Here is an 18,924-nt window from a genome sequence, read left to right as displayed (position 1 = left end):
CACGCGCGCATGATCAACTACAGCCTGAAATGCGGAAACGGTCACGATTTCCAAAGTTGGTTCGCCAATGCCGAAGGGTATGAGGCGCTGCGAAAATCTGGCCATGTGGCTTGCCCCACCTGCGGCGACCCCGACGTTGAAAAGGCGCTGATGGCGCCACGGGTGCGCGCCGGGCGCGATAAGGCCACAGCGCCGGTTGAAAAAACCGACCTGTCCAAACCCGATACCAAGATCGAGGCTGAGTTGGGCAAACTGAAAGAAAAGGTCGAAGCAGAATCCGAATATGTCGGCACCAGTTTCGCGACCGAGGCCCGCGCGATGCATGACGGCGACACGCCGCACCGGTCAATCTGGGGAGAGGCGAAATTCGCCGATGCCAAGGCGCTGCATGACGACGGCGTACCGGTCATGCCACTGCCATTTGTCCCAACCAGAAAGACCAATTGATGACAATCCTGATTACCGGCACCAACCGTGGCATCGGCGCGGAATTGCGCGCCCGGTACCTGGCCGCTGGCCAGAGTGTCATCGGCACGGCGCGCGGTGCGGCCCCCGAAGGCGGCGTCGTGCTGGATGTGACGGACCCGGCCTCGATCGCCGGGCTGTCGAGCCATTTGGACGGTGCGCCGCTGGACCTGCTGGTGTGCAACGCGGGGGTTTACCTGGACAAGGGCGCGGATCTGGACACCGGCTTTGGCGCGGACCTTTGGGCACAGACCTTTGCCGCCAACGTCTCCGGCGTGTTCCTGACCATCCAGACGCTGCTGCCTAATCTTGCAGCCGCAGGCGGAAAGATCGCGATCATTTCCAGCAAAATGGGAAGTTCGACCCTCGCGCCCGGCGGATCCTATATCTATCGCGCCTCAAAGGCGGCGGCGCTGAACCTGGGGCGCAATCTGGCGTCCGATCTGAAGCCGCGCGGCCTCGCGGTCGGGATCTATCATCCTGGTTGGGTAAAGACAGATATGGGCGGCGGCGGTGCGGACCTGACGATCGAGGCATCCGCGCACGGCCTGATTGCGCGCTTTGAGGCACTGTCGCTGGATACGACCGGCGTGTTCGAAACCTATGACGGTCAGGCGATCCCGCTCTGAAACGATAACCACAACGCCAGACCCGCGCACAATGGCGAACCAACATCGCCGCACCCTTGCCCTTCCGCTGCGCGAACCCTAAGAGGTGCGCGAACCTCAGACAGGCAGACCCATGCCCATTTTGGTAATGAAATTCGGTGGTACCTCGGTGGCCACGCTGGACCGGATACGCCGGGCGGCCAAACGCGTCGGGCGTGAGGTTGCGAACGGCTATGACGTGATCGTCATCGTCAGCGCAATGTCAGGCAAAACCAATGAGTTGGTCGGCTGGGTCCGGGAAACCGCGCCGATGTTTGATGCCCGTGAATATGACGCTGTGGTCAGCAGCGGCGAACAGGTGACTGCGGGCCTGATGGCGCTGACGTTGCAGGAAATGGACGTGCCTGCGCGCAGCTGGCAGGGCTGGCAGGTTCCGCTGAAGACAACCTCGGCCCATGGCGCGGCGCGGATTGTAGAGATTCCGACCGAAAACCTGAACGGGAAGTTTAATGACGGCATGAAAGTGGCTGTTGTTGCAGGCTTTCAGGGCATCGGCGATGATGGCCGCGTGACCACGCTGGGCCGTGGCGGATCGGACACCACTGCAGTGGCCTTTGCCGCCGCCTTCGGGGCCGAACGCTGCGACATTTATACGGATGTTGACGGGGTCTATACCACCGACCCGCGCATCGTCAGGAAAGCGCGCAAGCTGGATCGGATCGCGTTCGAGGAGATGCTGGAGCTCGCCAGCCTTGGGGCCAAGGTGCTTCAGACAAGAAGCGTCGAACTGGCAATGCGTTACAAGGTGAAGCTGAGGGTCTTATCGAGCTTTGAAGACAACGATGAACACGCAGGCACGCTGGTTTGCAGCGAGGAGGATATCGTGGAAAGTAATGTCGTGGCCGGAGTGGCCTATTCACGGGATGAAGCCAAGGTCACGCTGATCTCGGTCGCCGACCGCCCCGGCATCGCGGCGGCGATCTTCGGGCCACTGTCCGAAGCGGGCGTGAACGTCGATATGATCGTGCAGAACATCAGCGAAGAAGGGCGCACAGATATGACCTTCTCGTGCCCGGTGGACGAAGTTGCGCGCGCCGAGGCGGCGATGAACGCCGCCAAGGACGCGGGTGAGATCAATTTCCACGATCTGGTCGCGGATGAGGGCGTCGCCAAAGTCTCGATCGTCGGTATCGGCATGCGCAGCCACGCCGGCGTCGCCGCCAAGATGTTCAAGTCGCTGTCCGACGAAGGCGTCAACATCAAGGTCATCACCACGTCCGAGATCAAAGTCAGCGTGCTGATCGACCGGAAATACATGGAACTCGCCGTGCAGGCACTGCATGATGCGTTCGAACTGGAACGGGCGGCCTGAACCCCGCCACGGGGGACGGATGAACGCAACCACCGAAAGCGAAAGCCGCAAGCTGCTGGGCCGACTGCGCGAAGCCTTGGCGAGCGAGGCTGCAGGACAGGAACGCCTGGACAAGGTCGTCGGTCTGGTCGCCGGTTCGATGCAGACCGAGGTATGCTCGATCTATCTGTTCCGCGATGCGGATACGCTGGAGCTTTGCGCGACTGAAGGTCTGAACCCAGAGGCCGTTCACCAGACCCGAATGCGCATTGGCGAGGGGCTGGTGGGTCGCGTGGCCCTGCGGGGCCGGCCCATCAACACGGCGGATGCGCCCTCGGCCCGGGGCTTTCGTTTTATGCCCGAAACGGGTGAGGAGCTTTACAGCAGCTTCCTGGGCGTCCCGATCCAGCGGCTGGGCGAACGCCTGGGCGTGCTGGTGGTTCAGTCAAAGACCGCGCGGGAATTCTCGGAAGACGAGATCTACGCCCTGGAAGTTGTCGCCATGGTTCTGGCCGAAATGACCGAGCTTGGCGCCTTTGCCGGTGAAGGTGCGGCGCTGAGTGCGCGCCACAAGCAGCCGGTCCAGTTTCGCGGCATGACCGGGCAGGAAGGCGCCGCCCAGGGTCAGGTCTGGCTGCATGAACCGCGCGTCGTCGTGGTCAACCCGATTGCCGACGATCCGCATGTTGAATTTGAACGGCTGACCCAGGCGGTCGACGCGCTGCGTCTGTCGGTGGACGAAATGCTGGGCCATGTCGCGCCCAACGAAAAGGATCAGAGGGAGGTCCTGGAAGCCTATCGGATGTTCGCAAATTCCCGCAGCTGGATGCGGCGGATGCAGGAAGACATCGCGCGCGGCCTGTCCGCCGAGGCGGCAGTCGAAAAGGAACAATCCAGCGCCCGCACCCGCATGGGCCAGGTGCCGGATGCCTATCTGCGTGACCGGTTGCACGATCTGGACGATCTGTCGAACCGTCTGTTGCGGATATTGACCGGTCAGGGGGCCGAAACCGGGGCCGAGATGCCGGATCGCCCGATCCTTGTGGCACGCAACATCGGCCCGGCAGAGTTGCTGGAATACGGACGCAGCCTGAAAGGCATCGTGCTGGAACAGGGCAGCGTCGGCAGCCACGCAGCGATTGTCGCCCGCGCCTGGGCCATCCCGTTGGTTATCAACGCGCGCAACATTACGACCGAGGCGTTGAACGGCGATTCGATCCTGGTTGATGGCGATCAGGGCATCGTCCATCTGCGCCCCGAAGACACGGTGGCGACCGCATTCCGCGACAAGATCGCCATGCAGACCAAGGCGCAGGAACGATACTCGGGCCTGCGCGATCTGCCTGCCGAAACCCTCGACGGCCACAAGATCGAACTGTTCATGAACGCGGGGCTGATGGCGGACCTGCCCTCACTGGAAAGTTCGGGCGCCGAAGGCGTCGGGCTGTTTCGCACCGAATTGCAGTTCCTGACCCGCAACACCGTGCCCCGCCGCGGAGAGCTTGCCGACATGTACACCCGCGTTCTGGATTCGGCCGGGGGCCGTCCGGTGACGTTCCGCACGCTGGACATCGGCTCGGACAAGGTTCTGCCCTATATGAAGCCGCAGGATGAACCGAACCCGGCGATGGGATGGCGGGCGATCCGGGTTGGGCTGGACAAATCGGGCGTCATGCGCATGCAACTCCAGGCGCTGGTGCGCGCAGCGAACGGGCGGCCCTTGACCGTGATGTTCCCCTTCGTCGCCCAGTTCGAGGAATTCAGCACCGCCCGAGAGCGCCTTTTGAACGTGATCGAATATGAACGCAAACTGGGCCATCCCGTCCCCGAAACCGTGAAAATCGGCGCGATGCTGGAAACCCCCAGCCTGGCCTTCGCGCCGCGCCAGTTTTTCGAACTTGCCGATTTCATCTCGATCGGGGGCAATGATCTGAAACAGTTCTTCTTTGCCGCCGACCGCGAGAATGAGCGTGTGCGCCGACGCTATGACACCTTGAACCTGAGCTTTCTGTCTTTCATCGAACAGATCGTCGGTCGCTGCACCGAGGTCGGCACCCCGGTCAGTTTTTGTGGCGAAGACGCCGGCCGCCCGGTCGAGGCTTTGTGTTTCGCCGCCATGGGCCTGCGCGCGCTGTCGATGCGCCCGGCCTCGATCGGGCCGGTCAAAAGCCTGCTCCGCCGGGTGGAACTTGGCGCGGCGCGCGATGTCATCAACACGGCCCGCATGGATGGCAGCCAGTCGGTGCGCGGCGCGGTGATGGATTGGCTGCGGAGTGTTCCGCAGGGTTAGTGGGCCGGGTTTTTTGTGGCCTGAAGCGGATATCAGCAATGCACCGCAAGCAGGGCGCGCGCCGGGCCGGTGGGCTGGCGCTGCACCGTTGAGTTTGCATGATTTATGGCTCAGGTTTGGCCGTCAACTCGCTTGGACGCGCCAAGTTCAGATCAGCGCCTGACCGGCGGGACCGGTCCGGCGCGCGCCCTGCGCCTTTCGGCGCGCACCGGGCGCGGGGACAATCTGCCAACATCCGCTTCAGGCAAACACCCGCCTTCTCGGCTCCTGTCAGGCAGGAACGCTAGTTTTCCAGCGCGGCCACCCCGGGCAAGGTTTTGCCCTCCATCCATTCCAAAAAAGCACCCCCGGCCGAGGAAACATAGGTGAAGTCATCCGCCACCCCGGCGGCATTCAGGGCGGCGACAGTGTCACCGCCGCCTGCCACGCTGACCAGCGCACCGGCGCGGGTCTCTGCGGCGGCCTGTCTGGCGGCAGCCAGTGTTGCGGTATCGAACGGCGGTGTTTCAAACGCCCCAAGCGGGCCATTCCAGACCAGTGTTTTCGCCGCCCCCAGCACGGCGGCAATTCGCGCAACCGTCTTCGGGCCGACATCCAGGATCATCGCGTCCGCCGGGCAGGCATCAGCGGCGACAACCGTGCTGGCGGCACCTTCGCGGAACTCGCGCGCGACCACCACGTCGCTTGGCAGCAGGATATCGCAGGCGACCTCTCCGGCGGCGGCGCGAATCTCTCGCGCGCGGTTCAGCAGGTCCGGCTCATACAACGATTTGCCGACATCGGCGCCCTCGGCGGCCAGAAACGTGTTCGCCATGCCGCCCCCGATCACCAGATGATCGACTTTGCGCACCAGGTTCCCCAACAGGTCCAGCTTGGTTGACACCTTCGCCCCACCCACAATTGCAACCGAGGGGCGCGCAGGTTTGCCAAGTGCTGCATCCAGCGCGGCCAATTCCTCGGCCATCAGACGGCCTGCCGCATTCGGCAGCATCCGCGCCACGCCTTCGGTGGACGCATGCGCCCGGTGCGCGGCCGAGAATGCGTCGTTCACATAAACCTCGCCCAGTTCGGCCAGATTGCGCGCGAAGGCGGGGTCATTGGCCTGCTCGCCGCCATGAAAGCGGGTGTTTTCCAGCAGCAGGACGGATCCGGCAGGCAATTCGGCGACCGCGCTGCCTGCGACCGGGCCGATGCAATCCTCGGCGAACTGCACGGGCGCGCCCAGTGCCGCCTCCAGCGCGGGGGCGATCGGGGCCAGCGACATCTCTGGCACCACCTTGCCTTTGGGCCGCCCGAAATGCGCCAGCAGGATCGGCTTGCCGCCTGCCGCAAGGATATCGCGCAATGTCGGCAGGATCCGTTCGATCCGCGTGGCATCGGAGATCTGCCCAGCCGCCATCGGCACGTTCAGATCCACGCGCACCAGCACGCGCTTGCCCGCAAGGTCAATCTCATCCAGGGTTTTCCAGGCCATTCAGGGCACTCCATTCTTTGTTGAATGCTACCTGCCCCGCGCCCGCCGTATCGTCAACCGATCAGCCGTTTCACGCCTGCGGGCTTTCCCTTTTGCGCGCGCCACACTAGGTAACGCCCAAACTTTCTTCAGGAGGGCCCAATGGCCGATATCAAAGACCCAGAAAACACCGTCATCATCGAACTGAAAGGCGGCAACGTCACGGTCGAGCTGTTGCCGGACGTCGCGCCCCAGCATGTCGCCCGCATGAAGGATCTTGCCCGCGCCGGCGCCTATGACGGCGTTGTCTTCCACCGCGTGATTGAAGGTTTCATGGCCCAGACCGGCGATGTCGCCAACGGCAATATGAACAAGGATTTCAACCTTGGCCGCGCTGGCACCGGAGGGTCGGACATGCCCGATCTACCCGCCGAATTCTCGAAACTGCCGCACGATCGCGGCACCATCGGTGCGGCGCGCAGTCAGAACCCGAATTCGGCCAACAGCCAGTTTTTCATCAACTTTTCCGACAATGCCTTCCTGAACGGCCAATACACCGTCTATGGCCTCGTGATCGAGGGGATGGAGCATGTCGACGCCATCACCCGGGGTGAGCCGCCCGCAGAGCCGGATCAGATGATCACCATGAAGGTCGCTGCCGATGCGTAAGCTGCTGATCGCCGCCTTGTTGCTGGGCACACCGGCACTGGCGCAGGATGTCGAAGACGGCGAAGGCCCGAACCTTGAGATTACGGTCGAGGGCAAGGCCAGCGGCAAGATCGTTCTGGACCTTTTTGACGACGTTGCCCCGCAACATGTCGAGCGTATCACCAAGCTCGCGTCCGAGGCTGCTTATGACGGCGTCGTCTTCCACCGCGTCATCGACGGCTTCATGGCCCAGACCGGCGATGTGGAGTTTGGTCGCATCGACGGAGATTCGCTTCAGATGGCCGGACGCGGAGGGTCGCCCCTGGACGATCTGCCTGCCGAATTCTCGAACATACCGTTTGATCGCGGCGTGGTCGGCATGGCGCGGGCGCAGAACCCGAATTCGGCCAACAGCCAGTTCTTCATCATGTTCGATGAAGGCCATTTTCTGAACGGTCAGTACACTGTTGTGGGCCGGGTGATCGAAGGGCTGGACGTGCTGGACGCAATCCAGCGCGGCGATCCGAACCTGAACGGCGTCGTGGTTCAGCCGGACGTAATGGCCGACGTGAACGTCATCAAAACGCCCGCCGAATGACCTGAAACCGGACTGTCCGCCTGCATGCACGTTCGGGCAGCCCGGTTTGCACAACCCTTCTCAAACTCCTGTGATACGGGCTATGCGCGCACGCCTTCCCCGTCTTAGTGTTCCCCGGATGATTTTTTTGGGGAGAACCGAGCAATGATAACCTCTCGATGGATCGGGGCCGCCGTTGCCCTTGCCATGACCGCAGGCGCGGCCCTGGCCGACCCAAGCCGTTGGCGCCATGAATGGCCCGACACCGATTTCACAATGACCGCGGTTGATGACTGGGGCGAAATCCTGTCTGGCGGCCCGCCCAAGGACGGCATCCCGGCGGTCAATGATCCGACCTTCATTCCGGTCGGCGATGAAGACCGGATCGGCGACCGTGAACCGGTTATCACGCTGGAAATCGACGGGGCCACGCCGCGCGCCTATCCGGTGCGCTATCTCACCTGGCATGAGATCGTGAACGATGTGGTCGGCGGCATTCCAGTTGCGGTGACCTTCTGCCCGCTGTGCAATTCCGGCATCACCTTTGACCGCCGCGTGAACGGAGAGATCTTGACCTTCGGCGTATCTGGCAAGCTTAGGAATTCTGACATGGTGATGTACGACCGCGAGACTCAAAGCTGGTGGCAACAGGCCATCGGTCGGGGCATCGTGGGGTCGAACACCGGCACCGATCTGGTCGCCATGGCCAGCTGGATGGAAAGCTGGGGCCAGTTCAAGGAACGCAACCCCAATGCCGAGGTGATGGATCAGCCGAATTTCCGCCGCTCTTACGGGCGCAACCCCTATGTCGGCTATGACGGGTCCACCAAGCCGTTCCTCTACAATGGCGAAATGCCCCCCCACGACATTCCGGCCCTGATGCGCGTGGTGCGTGTAGGCGACACCGCCTGGACGATGGAGCGTATTCGCGCCGAAGGCGTGATCAACGAAGACGGCCTCGTCATTTCGTGGACCGAAGGCCAGGCCAGCGCCCTTGACGGCCCCAGCCTTGCCGACAGCCGCGAAGTCGGCACCGTGCGGGTCCGCGACCAGGCCGGCAAAGACCTGCCTCACGACGTCATGTTCGCCTTCGCCTTCCACGCCTTCTGGCCGGATGGGACTTGGAAGTTGGGCAGCTGACGTCAACTGCACCCGTTGCGGTTGTGCTACACATTGCCGTCGTGTCAGGTGAACTGGTGCGGCGGCCTTGCCTTTGCAGGTGAGAGCCCAGACATTTTCGCAATATAGATCAAATCGAGTCGTTCGATCCACCATCGGGAGCACTGCCATGCCTGTCCGAATGCTACGAAACGGTCTTTTTCTTTTCAGCCTGACCGCCCTGCCCCTCCAAGCGGCAGATTTCACCTTTGACGCAGATACAGAAAGCCCCGGTGGGCTGTTTTCGGTCTGGGGCCAGGGGGTCATCCCGAGCAACGTGCTTCACAACGGCGACGATTGCGATTCAGGCGGCACCGATATCTGCGATGATGCACTCGGCGGCGGTGCCTATATCGGCCATGGCACCCAGTTAAATGACTCGTTCAACTTTTACGGCGATCTGACTCTGGACTACCACGAAGGCATGGACACCGACGGAGATGAAGATCAAAGCGCCTTCTACGCCGGGCTGGGCCTGCACTTTTATTCAAACGAGGCTGATCCCTGGGGCGTCTTCGCTCTCGCCGTTGGCGGCAGCAACTTATCATCTGACAACGAAGCTGGCATTGGCCTCGGCGGCGGCATTGAAAAGCGGTTTGGCAATCATTTCGTCCAGGCGGGTGGCTTCACCAACGTTAGCGACCCGGACGATGTGGATTCGTTCGAGGATTTCTATTTCGCAGGCGTCGGTGGTGATTACGCGCTTGGAAACGGCAATCTTGCGGCCTCCCTTTTCCTCGGGACGGGCGACGCCGACGAGGATTCCGATGAAGTAACGGCCTATTGGGCACAGATTGCCCTGACCTATACCGCACCGCTCGGCGACAGCGGCGTTAATTGGCTCGCCGGGGTGCAGCACGACTGGTACGAAGCGGATGACGGCACGCCCGAGCAGGCGTGGTTTAACACCGTTAAGCTTGGTATCGAAGTTCCGCTGGGCGGCAAGCCGGTGTTCAAGACCCCGAACCTACGCGCACCCGTTACCCTGCCTGGTGAGTTCAACTAGGTATATCGAATGGGGATCAAGACGTCGGTTAGGGGCCATCTGTTTCGCGCCCTTAGCCGATCAGCCCTGTAGCACCACCAACGCATGCCGCTTCTTGCCCGCCGACAGTTTCACCGGCTGCGACAGCGCATCCGCGTCCAGCATCAACCCCGCATTGGTCAGCGGCGCATCATTCAGCCGCGCGCCGTTCTCGGCAATCAGGCGTTTCGCCTCCTTGCCTGACCCCGCCAGCCCGCTGCGCACCAGCGCCTGCACGATGGACAGCCCGTCACCTAGATCAGCCGCGCTGATCGTCAGGGTCGGCAGGTCGTCCCCGACGCCGCCCTTTTCGAACACCTCGCGCGATGTCGCCTCGGCTGCCGCCGCAGCCTCGGCCCCATGGGCCAGGGTCGTCACCTCATTGGCCAGTCGGATCTTGGCCGCGTTAATCTCGGCCCCGTCCAGCGCGCCAAGGCGGTCACAATCCTCTACCGGCAGTTCGGTATAAAGCTTCAGGAAACGCCCGACATCCGCATCCGTCGTGTTGCGCCAGAACTGCCAGAACTGGTACGGGCTGCACATATCCGCATTCAGCCAGATCGCCCCGTCCTGGCTTTTGCCCATCTTCTTGCCGTCACTGGTGGTCAGCAGCGGACTGGTCAGGCCATAGATCTCATGATCCAGCACCCGGCGCGTCAGGTCGATCCCGTTGACGATATTGCCCCATTGATCCGACCCACCCATCTGCAGAACGCAACCATACCGCCGGTTAAGCTCCAGAAAATCATAGGCTTGCAGGATCATATAGTTGAATTCCAGAAAGCTGAGTGACTGTTCCCGGTCAATCCGCGACTTCACGGATTCAAAGCTCAGCATCCGGTTCACCGAAAAATGCCGCCCGATGTCGCGCAGAAAATCGAGGTAGTTCAGCCCGTCCAACCATTCGGCGTTGTTCAGCATCAGCGCATCGCTCGCGCCCGCGCCAAATGACACATAGTTGCTGAAGACATCGCGAATCCCGGCGATATTCTCATCAATCTTCTGGGGCGTCAGCAAAGGCCGCTCGTCCGAGCGAAAGCTGGGGTCGCCCACTTTGGTCGTGCCGCCACCCATCAGAACCAACGGCTTATGCCCGGTTTTCTGCAGCCAGCGCAGCATCATGATCTGGATCAGACTACCCACATGCAGGCTCGGCGCGGTGGCGTCAAACCCGATATAGGCTGGCACGACGCCCTTGATCAAAGCCTCGTCCAGGCCCTGATAATCGGTGCAATCGGCCAGAAAGCCGCGCTCGATCATCACACGCATGAAGTCCGATTTCGGGTGGTAGGTCATGGCAAACTCGGTGCAATCTAAGGGTTCAGGCCGCCAGCTATAAGGGCGCGGCGCGTGAAGGGGAAGAGATGGCGACCAAAGGGGCGATGACTGTGGTCGGCGCAATGTCCGGCACCTCGCTGGATGGTGTGGACGCGGCCGAAATCGTGACCGACGGCGTGACCGTGTTCGAACGCGGACAAACCGCCTATCGGCCCTATTCAGACGCCGAACGCGCCACCCTGCACGCCGCCCTTGGCCGCTGGCCGGACGATGATGTAAGCGCCGCGTCCGAGGTTGTCGAAACCGCCCACGCCGAGGTTCTGTCCCGCTTCGCCCAGGCCGAGGCCTTCGGATTCCACGGCCAGACGCTGGCCCATGACCCGGCCGGTCGTGGCACCCACCAGGCGGGCGATGGCGCCGTGCTGGCACAGGTTCTGCACCGCCCCGTGGTCTGGGATTTCCGCAACAACGATGTGGCGATGGGCGGCCAGGGCGCGCCGCTGGCGCCGTTCTATCACCACGCGCTGGTGCGCGAAATTGGTGCGACCGCACCCCTCGCCATCCTGAACCTCGGCGGTGTCGGCAACCTGACCTGGATCGACCCGAGCGCTGCGACACCCGAAACGCCCGGCGCGCTGCTGGCCTTCGATACCGGCCCGGCCAACGCGCCGCTGGACGATCTGGTCCGCGCCCGCACCGGGGCCCCGCGCGACGAAAACGGCGCGCTGGCCAGTGCCGGATCAGCGGACCAGGGCATCATCGACGCTTTCCTCAGCCACGGCTATTTCCCAAAGATCCCGCCCAAATCACTGGATCGAAACGACTTTTCTGCCCTTCCCGACATGATCGCCCCGCTTTCAACCGAAAACGCCGCCGCAACGCTGACCCAGATCGTCGCCGCTTGCGTCGCGCAGGGCCTGACCCACTGCCCGACCCCGCCAACCCGCCTGCTGGTCACCGGCGGCGGACGGCAGAACCCGGCCATCATGGCCGCCCTGGCCAGCCGCCTGCCCTGCCCCACCGCCCCGATCGAAGATGCGGGCCTCAACGGCGACATGCTGGAGGCCGAGGCCTTCGCCTTCCTCGCCGCCCGCATCCTGCGCGGCCTGCCAACCTCGGCCCCCGGCACCACCGGCGTGGCGGCGGCGATCGGCGGCGGCCAGATCAGCCACCCAACTCCCTGATCCCAGTCGTTGCAGCGCTGCATCACCGATCCAATCCCGCTGATTTTCGCGATTCAAGGGATTCACAAGCCGAATCACCTGTGACATTGTCTCCCGAACCGGCCCGAAAGCGGCCGGACCACAAGGCAGAGCATGACCCGCAAACACCCGGCCCGCGCCATCGGCGCCCTGATGTTTTTCGCCACAGCCATCGCGCTGGGGGTTTATTTCACCTTTGCCAGCGTGCAGGGCGACTATGGCCTGTTCCGCCGGATCGAGATCGAGGCTGAAAGCAAAGCCATCGCCGCTGATCTGGCCGACATCTCGGCCCAGATCGCCGTGCTGGAAAACAAGACCCGCCGCATGTCCGACAGCTATCTCGATCTTGACCTGCTGGACGAACAGGCCCGTGATGTTTTGGGATTTGTCCGCGCGGACGATGTGATCCTACGCTGACGCGAACACCCCTCCCCCTTGTCCATCATTGACCCAAAAATATCCCGGGGAGGTCTGGAGGGGCTGGCCCCTCCAGCCACCGCCCGCGGCCACGACCCGAGGGGTTTTCAATCCCGAGGCACCGCCCTCAGCCCGCAATCGCCGCGACGGCCTTGTCCACTGCCGCCTCAGTCACCTCAAAATCCGCCTCGCTCAGCGCCAGGCTGGGATAGAATTTGCCCGGCAGCTTGAACACGCCGTTCTCGCGCAGCACCCGGTTATAAGTGGCCGCCTTTGCGGCATCGCCGGTCTGGTAGCTGCGGTAATCACGCACCTCACCTTGGGTGAAGACCACGTCGAACAAGGTCACATCGCCAACAATCCGGTGCGCCACGCCGGCGGTATTCAGCGCCCTGGTCTGCATATCCCACAGGCGCTGACCGTTGGTTTTCAGCCGATCATACTGGCCATCGCGGCGCAGAATCTCCAATGTTTTCAACCCGGCCACAGCCCCCACCGGAAACCCCGACAGCGTGCCGAATTGTATCAGCCAACGCGCGTCATCGACCGCCGCCTTGTCAAAATGCGCCATCAGATCAGCGCTGGCTGCCAGCGCCGCAACCGGGAAGCCGCCGCCGATGACCTTGCCCAATGCGCATATGTCCGGGACAACCCCCCAACGTTCCTGCGCCCCGCCATAGTCCAGGCGGAACCCGGTCACGACCTCGTCAAAGATCAGCAAAACACCGTGCCGGTCACACTCCGCCCGCAGCCCTTCAAGAAATCCCGCCTCGGGCGCGACAACGCGCTGCAATGGTTCGACAATCACGGCGGCAACCTCGGGACCGTGTTCGGCCAGAAGCCCGCGCAGGAACGCCAGATCATTGAACGGGGCGATCAGCATCTGGTCGCGCACCGCATTGGGAATTCCGGCGGAATCCGGCACCGCTTGCGGAAAATTCACCCGGGCCGAGGGGGACAGTGACATCAGCGCCTCGGCACTCATCCCATGAAAGCCGCCTTCGAACTTGACGATCTTGTCGCGCCCCGTGGCCGCCCGGGCCAGCCGGATGGCGTACATGTCCGCCTCTCCGCCCTAGGCGACAAAGCGCACCTGCTGCGCGCAGGGCACCGCGCGCACGATCTCTTCGGCCAGTTCGATACCTGCGGTGTTGGTGGTAAAAAAAGTCATGCCGCGCGGCACCTGTTGCAGCACCGCCTCGACCACTTCGGGATGCCCATGGCCAAGCAACATCGGGCCGGACCCGATCAGGTAGTCGACATATTCCTTACCGTCAGCATCCCAGATTCGTGCGCCCTGCCCGCGATCAATCAGGACATCGTTCGCAAAGTTGCCAAATGTCGCCCCCGGAAGCACCGCGCCCGCGCGGGCAATCCAGTCGGCTTGTGAGGTGATCTTCTGCATACCGCCGCCCTCCCCCCTGTCTCCGGCAGCTTCCAACAGTCGCCGCCGGGTTGCAAGGGTCAAGCCAGCAGGGCGCGCGCCGCCTCGGGCGTCAGGGGATCGGGCCGTTCGCAGGTGGTTGTCATCTCGACAAACGCGCCGGTTTCACCTGATTTCAGAACCGAGGTCATGACATCCACCGCATGCACCGCCAGTTCGAGTGAGCATCGATGCCCCCGATCTTCCAGAATGCCCGCCGCCATATCCGCCAGCCCGGCACAACGATAATTCGCGTGGTTATCCGCAGCCTCGTTCACGATACCGAAGGGGTGGTCCCAGGGCGACACGTCCAGCGTATCCGGCTCCTGTCCTGTTACCTTAAGATCGCCACCGAAGAAGTTGGGATCGGGGATGAATATCGAACCCTTGGTGCCGTAAAGCTCGGTATTGGGATGATTGTGCGCCCAGACATCCCAGCTGGTCGACATGGTGATGGTCGCGCTGTTTTCGAACTCAAGAAGGGCGTGGATATTTGTCGGCGTCTTTACCGGAATCTCCTCGCCGTTTCGCGGTGCCGAGGTGATGGTGCGGGTCGCGCTGGCAGACGAGGTCAGCGCCCCGACGCGTTTCACAGGACCGATCAACTGGATCAGGTTGGTGACGTAGTAGGGCCCGACATCCAGCATCGGGCCAGCACCGGGCAGGAAGAAGAAATCCAGGTTGGGATGCCAATCTTCCATTCCGTGGCTCATCACGTGGCAGGATCCGGCGACGATTTTGCCCACCTCGCCCGCGTCGATGATCGCGCGCGCCTGCTGATGGGAACCGCCCAAAAACGTGTCGGGGGCCGAGCCGACGCGCAGCCGGCGCGCCTCGGCCGTATCGCGCAAGGTCTTGGCATCGTCCAGCGACAGGACCAGCGGCTTTTCGGAATAGGCGTGTTTGCCCGCCTCCAGAATGGACTTGGTGACCGCGAAATGCGCATCCGGGATCGTGAGATTGGCAATGATATCAATATCATCGCTGACCAGAAGATCATCAATACGCCGCGCGGACACACCAAATTCCTCGGCCCGCGCTTGCGCCGCATCCATGTTCAAGTCGGCAACCGCAAGCAGTTCGATATGTTTGAACATTGGTGCCAGGCGCAGATAAGCGCCCGAGATATTGCCGCACCCAATGATGCCAACGCCGAGTTTTTCCATTTGATTTATCCTAGAATGACGTCGCCGAGGCGATCGAACGGCTTGCAAAGCGGGCATCGTCGGATGGGTTGTCATGTTCCATCACGAAGTACCGGCAATTCGTGGCCCTCAGCGCGCCCATAAGCCCAGGCCAATTCATCGTGCCGTGGCCAACATCGGCCCAACCATCTTCATCCGTCGCCTCACCCTTGGGCGCGATATCCTTGATATGCGCCGCGATCAGACGGTTCTTGTATCCTGAAATCCAGTCGTTCGGGTTCTGCCCGCCGACCACAACCCAGGCGACGTCCAGTTCCAGCGCAAGACGGTCATCGGCGCCAAGGATCAGTTCCAGCGGCATGACCCCGTCTGAGAGTGCTGCAAATTCGAAATCGTGGTTGTGCCAGCCAAATGTCAGCCCTGCATCCCAGAACGGTTGCCCGGCGCGCGCAAGGCGCTTGCCGAAATCAGTCCAACCGCTGGCGTCGCTTGCGCGATCTTCCGGACCGATGTGCGGCACCAGAACAGCTTCGATCCCCAGGGCCTTGGCAACCTCCACAGCGCCCTGCGCATCGTTTTCGACCTGATCCAGCCCGAAATGCGCGGTCGGCATCGTCAGCCCGGTTTCCGTCAGACCCGCCTTCAGTGTCTCGACAGCCGCCGCATCGGAATGCAAGCCGCCGTATCCTTCAACCTGGGCATAGCCCAGATCGGCCACCATCCGAAGGGTCTGCTCCAGCGGGCCGAAATTGCGGGAACTGTATAGTTGGTACGAGAATTCAGTCATTTTCCTGCCCTTTCAAGGCATTGGCAGCAGATCATCAAGTTTCGCTTCGGGCAGGTGCGCCGCGGATCACATGCGGGTTTCGTCACCCTTGTGAAACAGCGAGGCACGCGCCGGGCCGCTTCCGATCTTCAGCGTATCACCCGCCTTGACCATCGCCTGCCCATCCATGCGGAAGCGGAATTGTTCGCCAGCCAGCGTCGTCCAGACCAGCGTGTCCGAGCCCATGGGCTCTACAATCTCAACCGTCACCTCGGTAGTGAAGCTTTCCTTATCGGCAGCCTCCCCGTACGAGATATGCTCGGGCCGGATACCCAGCCAGGCGGGTCCGCCGGACTTGCCAGCGGGCGCAAATTCATACCCGTCCAGCGGGATCGTCATGTCGGCGGTGCGGAACTTGCCGTCATCGACGACGCCCTCAAAGAAGTTCATCGACGGCGACCCGATGAAATCCGCCACGTATTTGTTCACCGGCTTGCCGTAGATCTCATGCGGGGGGGCAAGCTGTTGGATCAGCCCGTCGCGCATGATGGCGATCCGGTCGGCCAGAGTCATCGCCTCGATCTGGTCATGGGTCACATAGACCATCGTGTTTTGGAGTTGCTGGTGCAGGCGCTTGATCTCGACCCGCAGGTCGGCGCGCAGCTTGGCATCCAGGTTGGACAGCGGCTCATCAAACAGGAAGACATCCACATCACGCACCAACGCACGCCCGATGGCGACACGCTGACGCTGCCCGCCCGACAGGGCGCCGGGCTTGCGCTTCATCAGCGGTTCGATCTGCAGGATTTCGGCGGCGCGGGCCAGGCGCTTGTCAATCTCGGCCTTGGGCACCTTGGCGTTCTTCAGCCCGAACGACAGGTTCCCGGCAACGGTCATCTGCGGGTACAGCGCGTAGGACTGGAACACCATGCCGATGCCACGTTCGCTTGGCTCGGCCCAGGTGACGTTCTTGTCGTTGATGTGAATCTGCCCGCCCGAGACATCCAGAAGCCCGGCGATGCAGTTCAGCAGCGTCGATTTCCCGCAGCCCGATGCGCCCAGTAGGACCAGAAACTCCCCCTCGGCGATATCGAGGTTCAAATCCTTCAGCACTTCGACAGCACCGAAATTCAGGTCGAGGTTCTTGATACTTACGCTTGTCATGTGGCCCTTCCCGGCGCGGTGTGATTGCCTTGCACGTTCACCTTAGTAAACACGCCCCCGGCGCCTTCAATTTCCGTTCGAATACTCATCGTTCAGCCCTTCACCGCGCCAGCCGCGATGCCGCGCACGAACAGCTTTCCGGATATGAAATAGATGGTCAGCGGAACCAGCCCCGTCAGCAGCGTTGCCGCCATGTTGACGTTATATTCCTTCTCACCATAGGTCGAATTGACGATGTTGTTCAGCTGCACTGTCATCGGATAGCTTTCGGGCCGTGAATAGACGATGCCGAACAAGAAATCGTTCCAGATGCCAGTGACTTGCAAGATGATCGCCACCACCAGGATCGGGATCGACATCGGCAGCATGATCTTGAAGAAAATGCCCCAGAACCCGGCACCGTCCACCCGCGCCGCCTTGAACAATTCCCCCGGCAGAGAGCTGAAGTAGTTGCGAAACAGCAGCGTCAGGATCGGCATGCCAAAGATCGAGTGTACGATTATCAGCCCGGTCAGATCGCCGAATACGCCAAGTTCGCGCAGGATGATGACGATGGGATACAGCATCAACTGATAAGGCACGAAGGCCCCGAAGATCAGAATGGTGAAGAAGATGTTCGCGCCGCGATAGGGCCAGTTTGCCAGCGCATAGCCGTTCACACTGGCAATCGCGATGGATACGACCACCGATGGCACCGTGATCATCACCGAATTCCAGAACCCGCTGGCCAGCCCGTTACAGTTCAGCCCCGTACAGGCCGTGGACCAGGCCTTGAACCAGGGGTCGATTGTAACCTCTCTGGGTAGGGCAAAGACGTTGCCGTCGCGGATTTCTGCCACTGTTTTGAGTGACGTCACAATCATCACGTACAGCGGCGCAAGGTAGTACAGCGCCAGCACGGTGATCGTGCCATAGACGAAGATGTTGGTGATCCGGAACGGCGATGTTGGTTTCGGACCGCTGGGGCCGGTCAATTCAGTGCTCATTGCGGCGCCCTCCGAATTCATAGATCGACCATGGGATGATCAGCGCCAACACCACCAGCAACATGGTCGTCGAGGCGGCAAAACCCTGCCCCAGGTTCTGGCTTGAGAACATCATGTCATAGACGTATTTCGCCGGAACCTCGGTCGACAAACCCGGCCCGCCATCGGTCTGGGCCACGATCAGGTCGAAGATCTTGATGATGCCGGTGGCGACCAGCACAACGGCGGTCAAAAAGATCGGGCGCATCATCGGGATGACGATATAGATATAGGTTTTCCAGGTCGGTATGCCGTCGACGCGCGAGGCTTTCCAGACTTCCTGGTCAATGCCGCGCAGCCCGGCCAGCATGATCACCATCACCAGCCCCGTGCCCTGCCACAGCCCGGCAAGCAGGACGCCATAGATCGCCCAGTCACTGTTGGCCAGCGGCGCGAATTGAAACGTCTCCCAGCCCATATCGCGGACCAGTTTCTGCACGCCGAAATCAGGGTTCAGCAGCCATTGCCAGGTCAAGCCGGTGACCACAAAGCTAAGGGCGTAGGGGTAGAGGAATATGGTGCGAAAGACATTTCCGCCACGGATTTTCTGATCCAACAGGGCGGCCAGCAGAAAACCCAGCGCCAGCGACAGGATCATCATCAACGTGCCATAGATCGCCAGATTGCCGATCGAGATGATCCAGCGGTCGGTGTCCCACAGCCGCTCGTACTGATCCATGCCAACCCAGCGCCAGCGTGGCAACAGTTTGGAGCCGGTGAAGGAATAGGCCACCGTCCAAAGCGTGCAACCCACGAAGATCACCACCGCCGTCAGAACCATCGGGATCGAGGCGATTTTGGAGGCGGGATTGCGCAGAATAGAAATTGGCCGCTTGAACTCTGCCATAACGCCCCCCGTCTGTGTCGCGCAATGTCTTGCGCCGCGTGTCATGAATGTTGTGGTTCGGGCAGGCGCTGCGTGGCGCCTGC

17 protein-coding genes and 1 pseudogene are annotated in these 18,924 nt (G+C 61.9%); 10 read left to right on the top strand and 8 right to left on the bottom strand.

Annotated features, from left to right (window positions below):
* Positions 1–9: 9 nt before the first annotated feature.
* The 4 genes from GKR99_08060 to ptsP all read left to right on the top strand — a co-directional run bounded on the left by GKR99_08060 (position 10) and on the right by ptsP (position 4,714).
* Entirely contained in the window at positions 10–447 is a 438-nt protein-coding gene (locus GKR99_08060; protein ID NKB27501.1) for a DUF1178 family protein, read from the top strand.
* Positions 447–1,094, top strand: coding sequence for an SDR family NAD(P)-dependent oxidoreductase (locus GKR99_08055; protein ID NKB27500.1), 648 nt, complete (start codon positions 447–449; stop codon positions 1,092–1,094). The genes GKR99_08060 and GKR99_08055 overlap by 1 nt, the downstream gene beginning before the upstream one ends.
* 112 nt (positions 1,095–1,206) lie before the next feature.
* Entirely contained in the window at positions 1,207–2,445 is a 1,239-nt protein-coding gene (locus GKR99_08050) for an aspartate kinase (protein NKB27499.1), read from the top strand.
* A 19-nt stretch (positions 2,446–2,464) separates the two neighbouring features.
* Positions 2,465–4,714 (top strand): phosphoenolpyruvate--protein phosphotransferase, encoded by a 2,250-nt coding sequence (gene ptsP / locus GKR99_08045; protein ID NKB27498.1) that lies wholly within the window; start codon positions 2,465–2,467, stop codon positions 4,712–4,714.
* A gap of 283 nt (positions 4,715–4,997) precedes the next feature.
* On the opposite strand, the gene pgk is transcribed toward ptsP, so the two are convergent.
* Positions 4,998–6,188: a phosphoglycerate kinase gene (gene pgk / locus GKR99_08040; GenBank protein ID NKB27497.1), complete on the bottom strand. Its 1,191-nt coding sequence runs from the start codon at positions 6,186–6,188 to the stop codon at positions 4,998–5,000.
* Between the two features lie 141 nt (positions 6,189–6,329).
* Between pgk and GKR99_08035 the strand changes: the two genes are divergently transcribed.
* The 4 genes from GKR99_08035 to GKR99_08020 all read left to right on the top strand — a co-directional run bounded on the left by GKR99_08035 (position 6,330) and on the right by GKR99_08020 (position 9,556).
* Positions 6,330–6,836, top strand: coding sequence for a peptidylprolyl isomerase (locus tag GKR99_08035; GenBank protein ID NKB27496.1), 507 nt, complete (start codon positions 6,330–6,332; stop codon positions 6,834–6,836).
* Positions 6,829–7,413: a peptidylprolyl isomerase gene (locus GKR99_08030; GenBank protein ID NKB27495.1), complete on the top strand. Its 585-nt coding sequence runs from the start codon at positions 6,829–6,831 to the stop codon at positions 7,411–7,413. Before GKR99_08035 ends, GKR99_08030 begins: the two co-directional genes overlap by 8 nt.
* A gap of 144 nt (positions 7,414–7,557) precedes the next feature.
* Positions 7,558–8,532 (top strand): DUF3179 domain-containing protein, encoded by a 975-nt coding sequence (locus GKR99_08025; GenBank protein NKB27494.1) that lies wholly within the window; start codon positions 7,558–7,560, stop codon positions 8,530–8,532.
* Positions 8,533–8,680: 148 nt separating this feature from the next.
* The gene (locus tag GKR99_08020; GenBank protein ID NKB27493.1) at positions 8,681–9,556 is read left to right on the top strand and encodes a hypothetical protein; all 876 of its coding nucleotides are present in this window, start codon (positions 8,681–8,683) and stop codon (positions 9,554–9,556) included.
* 60 nt (positions 9,557–9,616) lie between these two features.
* Here GKR99_08020 and GKR99_08015 read toward each other — a convergent pair whose 3' ends face one another.
* The gene (locus tag GKR99_08015) at positions 9,617–10,870 is read right to left on the bottom strand and encodes a tyrosine--tRNA ligase (GenBank protein NKB27492.1); all 1,254 of its coding nucleotides are present in this window, start codon (positions 10,868–10,870) and stop codon (positions 9,617–9,619) included.
* An 86-nt stretch (positions 10,871–10,956) separates the two neighbouring features.
* On the opposite strand from GKR99_08015, the gene GKR99_08010 reads away from it, so the two are divergent.
* Both GKR99_08010 and GKR99_08005 read left to right on the top strand, forming a co-directional pair.
* Positions 10,957–12,036: an anhydro-N-acetylmuramic acid kinase gene (locus tag GKR99_08010; protein ID NKB27491.1), complete on the top strand. Its 1,080-nt coding sequence runs from the start codon at positions 10,957–10,959 to the stop codon at positions 12,034–12,036.
* 132 nt (positions 12,037–12,168) lie between these two features.
* Positions 12,169–12,471 carry a septum formation initiator family protein gene (locus GKR99_08005; GenBank protein NKB27490.1) on the top strand — a complete coding sequence of 101 codons (303 nt, stop codon included), beginning with the start codon at positions 12,169–12,171 and terminating at the stop codon, positions 12,469–12,471.
* Between the two features lie 127 nt (positions 12,472–12,598).
* On the opposite strand, the pseudogene GKR99_08000 reads toward GKR99_08005, so the two are convergent.
* The 6 genes and pseudogenes from GKR99_08000 to GKR99_07975 all read right to left on the bottom strand — a co-directional run bounded on the left by GKR99_08000 (position 12,599) and on the right by GKR99_07975 (position 18,841).
* Positions 12,599–13,876, bottom strand: a pseudogene (locus GKR99_08000) (aminotransferase class III-fold pyridoxal phosphate-dependent enzyme).
* A gap of 59 nt (positions 13,877–13,935) precedes the next feature.
* Positions 13,936–15,060, bottom strand: a complete 1,125-nt coding sequence (locus tag GKR99_07995; protein ID NKB27489.1) for a gfo/Idh/MocA family oxidoreductase — start codon at positions 15,058–15,060, stop codon at positions 13,936–13,938.
* A 10-nt stretch (positions 15,061–15,070) separates the two neighbouring features.
* Positions 15,071–15,826, bottom strand: coding sequence for a TIM barrel protein (locus tag GKR99_07990; protein ID NKB27488.1), 756 nt, complete (start codon positions 15,824–15,826; stop codon positions 15,071–15,073).
* 66 nt (positions 15,827–15,892) lie between these two features.
* Positions 15,893–16,969 (bottom strand): ATP-binding cassette domain-containing protein, encoded by a 1,077-nt coding sequence (locus GKR99_07985; GenBank protein ID NKB27487.1) that lies wholly within the window; start codon positions 16,967–16,969, stop codon positions 15,893–15,895.
* A gap of 92 nt (positions 16,970–17,061) precedes the next feature.
* Positions 17,062–17,976, bottom strand: coding sequence for an ABC transporter permease subunit (locus tag GKR99_07980; protein NKB27486.1), 915 nt, complete (start codon positions 17,974–17,976; stop codon positions 17,062–17,064).
* Positions 17,945–18,841, bottom strand: a complete 897-nt coding sequence (locus GKR99_07975; GenBank protein ID NKB27485.1) for an ABC transporter permease subunit — start codon at positions 18,839–18,841, stop codon at positions 17,945–17,947. Before GKR99_07975 ends, GKR99_07980 begins: the two co-directional genes overlap by 32 nt.
* Positions 18,842–18,924: the final 83 nt, after the last annotated feature.

The sequence above is a fragment of the Paracoccaceae bacterium genome (genome assembly GCA_012103375.1).
In the GTDB taxonomy this organism is placed as follows: Bacteria; Pseudomonadota; Alphaproteobacteria; order Rhodobacterales; family Rhodobacteraceae; genus WLWX01.
The sequence above is the reverse complement of the archived record's forward strand: the minus strand, read 5'-3'. Positions and strand labels throughout refer to the sequence as shown.